This window comes from Desulfobaculum sp., assembly GCF_054921475.1.
Window position 1 is genome coordinate 1 of record NZ_JBUDSW010000237.1, and the last position, 5506, is coordinate 5506.

At 62.2% G+C, this 5506-nt stretch carries 5 protein-coding genes; 1 reads left to right on the forward strand and 4 read right to left on the reverse strand.

The window, feature by feature from the left end:
- Positions 1–61 precede the first annotated feature (61 nt).
- The 4 genes from ACY69P_RS13505 to ACY69P_RS13520 all read right to left on the reverse strand — a co-directional run bounded on the left by ACY69P_RS13505 (position 62) and on the right by ACY69P_RS13520 (position 4629).
- A complete protein-coding gene (locus ACY69P_RS13505; protein WP_459897976.1) occupies positions 62–331 on the reverse strand; it encodes a hypothetical protein in 270 nt (89 codons plus the stop codon).
- A 103-nt stretch (positions 332–434) separates the two neighbouring features.
- Complete coding sequence (locus ACY69P_RS13510; protein WP_462327850.1) at positions 435–1019, reverse strand: DUF1318 domain-containing protein; 585 nt, start codon at positions 1017–1019, stop codon at positions 435–437.
- A complete protein-coding gene (locus tag ACY69P_RS13515; protein ID WP_462327851.1) occupies positions 1016–4237 on the reverse strand; it encodes a translocation/assembly module TamB domain-containing protein in 3222 nt (1073 codons plus the stop codon). The genes ACY69P_RS13510 and ACY69P_RS13515 overlap by 4 nt, the downstream gene beginning before the upstream one ends.
- A 152-nt stretch (positions 4238–4389) precedes the next feature.
- Positions 4390–4629 carry a hypothetical protein gene (locus ACY69P_RS13520; RefSeq protein WP_404845772.1) on the reverse strand — a complete coding sequence of 80 codons (240 nt, stop codon included), beginning with the start codon at positions 4627–4629 and terminating at the stop codon, positions 4390–4392.
- Positions 4630–5123: 494 nt separating this feature from the next.
- On the opposite strand from ACY69P_RS13520, the gene ACY69P_RS13525 reads away from it, so the two are divergent.
- Positions 5124–5506 (forward strand): Ros/MucR family transcriptional regulator (locus ACY69P_RS13525; protein WP_462327852.1); only part of this gene is annotated, 383 nt, incomplete at its 3' end.

Sequence of the window (5506 nt, forward strand, 5' to 3'; positions counted from 1 at the left end):
GGCGGCCGTGATGGGCTGAACCCGCGCGGCGCGCGGAACGGCGCGCCGCGCAGGGGCGTATTTAGGTGAGGCAGGCTCCGCCGCCAAGGCAGTAGTTCTCAACAAAGGTGCCAATCTGCACGCCAAGATGAACGCATTTTGTGCCGTCAAGACAGTCAGCGGCGTCCTGCTCGCTGATGTGCGTGCTGAGGCTGTGTTCGCCGTTGTCGATGGAGATAAGCCAGTCGCCGGTCTGTTTGTCCTTGGTCACGGTTACACCAAGGCCATGCTTGCCAATTTCCGGGTACAGCGTGCGGATTTTCTCTTCCAGACTGCGTGCATCAATCGTCATGGGCGGACCTCCTCGTGGTCTTGCCTGTGTAGTTCATTGCACTTGCATCACGCTAGCATATGGCGCGCGGCGCCGCAAAAGGTTGCGGCAACCGTCTCTCCTTTTACTTTTTACGCCATGCGCCTGATGGGTCCTGAATCCACCAGCCTCCGGGCGCCTTGTTTTGCCATGTGCGGGCAAAGACGTCCTGCACCTTGTGGGTTTCCGACGTTTCAAGCGCTTTGGCCACCTCGGCATAGAGGGTGTGGCGCAGTTCATTGTCTGCGCGGACCAGCCGTTTGAGGTCGGCAAAGCTCTTCATGGACAGCCCCCCTTTGTCGCGGATGACCACATCGCCGTTTTTGGCGATGCCGATGACGCCCGAGGCGTAGTGCGGGGCAAGCCGGCTGTGGTTCTGCTCCAGTTGGGCCTTGATGCCACGGATGGCGGCGTTGCTGACCGTGGCCGCGCTTTGGGCGTGGGCCGTGGACGGGCCAAGGGCGGCGAGGAAGGTGCGGAGCATGCTCTCGCCGTTGGTGGCGGGCTGCTGCTCCTGTTCGCCGCTATCTGGGGTGTAGATGTCCTCCACAAGGGTGTCGGCGGCCTGCCGGACCTCGGCGGCGGGGAAATAGATATTCACCGTGACGCATGCGCCAAGCATGGTCAGGGCGGTGAGCCAAAACAGGGTGCGTGTGACGCGGCGGGTCATGGAGCCTCCTTGCCGGATTGCGGCGATGTTGTGGTGACGCGCTGAATGCGCTGCATCATGTCCGAAAAGGCAATCCTGTTCTGCGGCGTGCGGTTGATGACATTGATGCCGAAGAGCAGGGGCTTCTTGATCAAATACTCTATCCCTCCGTCGTGGAGCAAGCCCCGCACGGAAAAGATGTCGTCGTCCAGGTGGCAGTGGATGCCGATGCTGTCGTACCCAAATTCCTTAAACATGGACGCAAAGGCCCCCGCCCCAAGCCCGGCCAACCCCTGCCCCGTCCCGATGACGGAGATGGTGTTCACCGCCTTGAGGCTGACGCGCTTTGACACGCCCGGTGCGTCCGTGGAGCGCAGGGTGAGGTCCATGCCGACGGGTTGGCCGTAGGCCACCAGCACGTCCTGCGCCGTGAGGTTCAGCCGCCCGGTGATGCGCCCAACCTCCAGCGCGTCGCTGAGGGGTTCAAGATCAATATCCGAAATGGTGATGGCGTCCACGCCCGCCACCCGCGCGCCGGAAAACGGATGCCGCATGCCGATGCCGCGCAAGTCCCCCGTACCGCCGAAGAATGTGACACCAAGGGTGCCCGTGGTGGTCAGGGCGTCCTCATCCAGCACGATGTGCCCAAGGGAGCCGGAAAGGCTTCCTTCAAGCGGAACGCCCGTTTCCAGTGCCGCAAGGTCCACGCCATCCACCCGCCCGGAGCACCGCAAGGTCGCGGCGGGGGAAAACGGCGCGTCCACGAGGATGCCGCGCCGGGTCAGGGTGCCGCCGTAAAGAGGCAGAGGGACTTCGCCGCGAGTGCGGCAGTGGTTGGGCTCCAGCCGGACCCGCAGGCCGATGTCCGACGCGGTCCCCGTTGGCAGGGTGAGGGCGGCAACCGTAAGGTGTCCCCAGTCTGTTGGCTCGGGGAAGCGCTGTGGGGGGCGGCCTTCGGCGATGGAAAAGGGCAGAGTCAGCGACAGGTCGGTGGCGGCCACCTCCAACTGTGGCGCAGTGGCTGTGAGGGCGGGGATGCTGAGTGTGCCGGTGGCGGCTAAGCCCGCCCGTGACGCCGCAATGTCTGCGCGCAGGCTGGCGCGGCCCGTGAGCGTGGCGTCTGCAATGGAGGGGACGATTGGCGCCAGTGGCTCCCTGATGAAGCGGGAAAAGAGCGGGGCGAGGGCGCTCATGTCGATGCGCACCGCCCCGGCAAGGCGCGGGCTGTTGCGCAGTGCGTCCACGCGCCCTTGCGTCAGGGCAAAGGTGGCGGCGTTGCCCACGTTTAGGGTGACTGTTAGTTCGCGCAGGCGGTCCGCGCTGGGGCGCTGGCAGGCGGCGTCCAATACAAATGGCATGTCTGCAAAGTTCATGTACAGCGTGGTGTAGAGCAATTCGCCGCTCTCGCAGACCACTGTGGCCTGGATGTCGCGCCCTGCATTTTCTGCCGCAAGTTGGAGGTGCATGCCATCAACGAGCAGGCTGTCGTCCTCCGACGCCATGGCGATATCGCGCAGGTCCGCATTCAGGCGGTAGCGCGGGCCGTGTGCGGTATGGTCCAGCATGAGCGCAATGTCTGCCGCGCCCGTCGCGGGCGGCACAACCTGCGGGAGCATATCAAAGGCGCGGAAGAACCCCAGCGCGCCTGAAAGCGTGGCATCCGGGGCGCGCAGACGCAGGGAAAAGCGCTCCGGGGTATCCAGCGGGATGGCGGCGGAGCCTGTGATGCGTCCAAGGGGCGCGGTGGTCGCGCTCAAGGAATCTATAGTCACGGCATCTTTACCGAGGCCCACAATGCTCTGCGCCGTGATGGGGCCAAAGGGCAAGGGGCTACCGGCAACACGCAGGGCATTCTTGGGAATGCGTAGATTATGGATGGAGACCACAGGCGCGAGCGGCGTTCCGGACAGGGCAATGCCCGCCTGCGCTTCTGTGAGGGAGAATGGCGCGTCAGCGTCCGCCGCTGCGTAGCGCAGGCCAAGGCGCATTTCGCCATCGAGTTTGATCTCTTCAAGGGAGTCCGGTGGGAGCATGAACGTCGCGCCCATGGTTCCGGACCAGTCAAGGCGTGTGGGCCCGTGCGGCCATGTGATTGAGAGGCCCTCTGTGGAGATGGCGGCGCGTACCGGGGCTGTGCCCGTGTCCCCCGGTGGGCGGTCCAGCGCGCACGTAAAGTGCACTGCGCCGTCAAGCTGTGGGCGCGCGCCCTGCGGCAACAGTATTCCGAAAAACGGGCTAAGTCGCTCTGCCTTGGGAATAATGCCCCGCAGGTCCAGTGCCTGCACGCCCTTTGGGGTGAGCGTTCCCGAGCCTTCGGTGTGCAGAACATTGTCCATCGTTATGGACAGGGACTGCACACGCAGAGTGTCGTCGGCAGTGAGCAAAGCGCCGGCCCCCCGCACATCGACGGATGTTATCGGAATCAACCGTTGGCGCTCTGGCAGGATGAGCGAGCGGGCCGTCAGGTCAACGGAGCGGACATGCAGGGTTGCCGCATCCCACAGAACCTGCGCCGTGAAGGCCGCATCACCCGTGAGTTTGGAGCTGGTGAAATGGATATTCGGCATGGTGACAAGGCCGGCCACAGCGCCGTCCGGCAGGATGCTGCCGGATGAACGCAGTGTGGCCGTGGCGGTCACCGACCCGTGTTTCTCCCGGGCGAAGGAGAGCGTTGCGTCGGAAATCCACCGCATGGCTTGGCCGTCACGCGCTGCCGTTATGGACAGATGCCGCAGCAGCGCATTGCCCTGCGGTGAGGTGATGCGCAGTTGCCCATCATGGATGCTCAAGTGCTCCGCAAGGATTGGCAAAGGCGTCGGAGCCGGGGCGGGGGGCGCGTCTTTTGGTGCGGAGTCCGTCGCCTTGCCCGCCGCAAGCACAAGCAGCGGGCGCTCGATTTCAATGCGGGAGAGGATAGGGCCGGGGCCGAATATGCCGCCCGGTGCAAAAGTGACGGCGCCTTTTGGAATGCTGAGGGTCATCCCCGGCGCGGAGGCTTTGGCGCGCAGTACCGTCAGGCGCGGGGGGGTGAGCGACAGCGCAATGTGGTCGATATGCAGTGCGATATCCGCCGCATTGGCCGCACGCTGGGCAAGGGGGATGAGCAGACGGGGGGAGGAGACAAGCGCCGTGCCCAGCGCAATGACCACAAGGAGTCCCGCCGCGCAGGCAAGGCCCGTGCGGCGCAGGAAAAGCCGCCGCCGTTTTGGGGGCGGCTGCGGGGTGGTGTGGACCTTCATGCGGGTGGCTCCAATGGCATGAGCCAATCATAGCAGAACAGCCGCCTTGTGCCGAGGACCATTCCCGCCGCGCAGGCTACAGCTACGGAACGACAAAACGCCCCCCGGAGTGGTCCGGAGGGCGTTTCTCTCTCTTTCCCGAAGGAGTGCGGTCAGCCTTCAGCGGGGTTCAAATTTTGCTGGATGATGGCGGCATCGCCTTCCTCGGCCTGAGCGCCAAGGGCTTTGGATGCGCCGTGACAGATGATGGTTTCACCCGTCATCTCAACGTATCCGGCGGAAAGCACCGTGGAATAGGGCAGCTGCTCCCGCATCTCCTCGTGGCGAATCTTGTCGGAGAAGAGCACGGGGCTCGGCTGGCCGGAGAAATCTTCAAAAAGGATGTACTTCATGGGTCCTCCTGCTGGCAAAAGCCGGACGTGCGCCGTCCAGTCGTGGTGGATGTATAAAGCCAATCGTCCGCCTTGTAAATCCATAACATGCCGGACAGGAAGAGGAAAGCCGCAAGGCCCTCCGCACCGCGCCTGCGACTGTGACAGCAAGCGAGACGACGCGGATGAAATGTCCAGTGCCGCGATGAAGTTGCAGTGCCCAGGAAAACGCCAACACAGGTGGTCGTCACCGATGTAAAGAAGAAGACAGAAAAAGAAAAGAGGCAGGACTTATGGAAACTGATGCACGGGTGTGAAACATCAGTTCCGTGGTGTGGCTATTTTGATGATGTGGTGAAGTTTGTTGGCAGAGGGGGTTGATTCAATGTGATAATTGTGCAAGATACTATGTACAGTCTACTCGAATGTTGTGAGCGGGAGTTTCCACATTCAGTTCTGGCGGAGTGCATGGAACGAAAGGATTCCTCGCCGGGAGTAAAAAAGGAGATGCTATGATGGACGATTACTTGAAAGAAGCACTTGAGATCGTCAAGGCGCAGGCGAGTGTCCGTACATTGACGGAAGAAGAGATAACGTCAATGGTCCAGAAGTTGGCAAACGGCATTAAAGGCATCGCCGAAGGCGCCCCCCGCGCCGAAGAAAAGCAAGAACCACCCGTCGATCCCAAGAAAGCCATCCGTGAGAAGTCCATCATCAATCTTGAAGATGGCAAGCCCTATAAGATCCTCACCAAGAAGAACCTCGCCAAGTTTGACCTGACTCCCGACGAATACCGCGAGAAATGGGGCTACAAAAAGGGCACCCCCCTCATCTGTAAAGCACTGCAGCGTGAACGCCGCAAAAAGATGAAAGACATGCGCCTGTGGGAAAAAAGAAA

What these genes read in the sequence shown, in the direction of transcription:
- ACY69P_RS13505 (WP_459897976.1), bottom strand. Translation starts at nt 331, where the DNA reads ATGACGATTGATGCACGCAGTCTGGAAGAGAAAATCCGCACGCTGTAC.
- ACY69P_RS13510 (WP_462327850.1), bottom strand. Translation starts at nt 1,019, where the DNA reads ATGACCCGCCGCGTCACACGCACCCTGTTTTGGCTCACCGCCCTGACC.
- ACY69P_RS13515 (WP_462327851.1), bottom strand. Translation starts at nt 4,237, where the DNA reads ATGAAGGTCCACACCACCCCGCAGCCGCCCCCAAAACGGCGGCGGCTT.
- ACY69P_RS13520 (WP_404845772.1), bottom strand. Translation starts at nt 4,629, where the DNA reads ATGAAGTACATCCTTTTTGAAGATTTCTCCGGCCAGCCGAGCCCCGTG.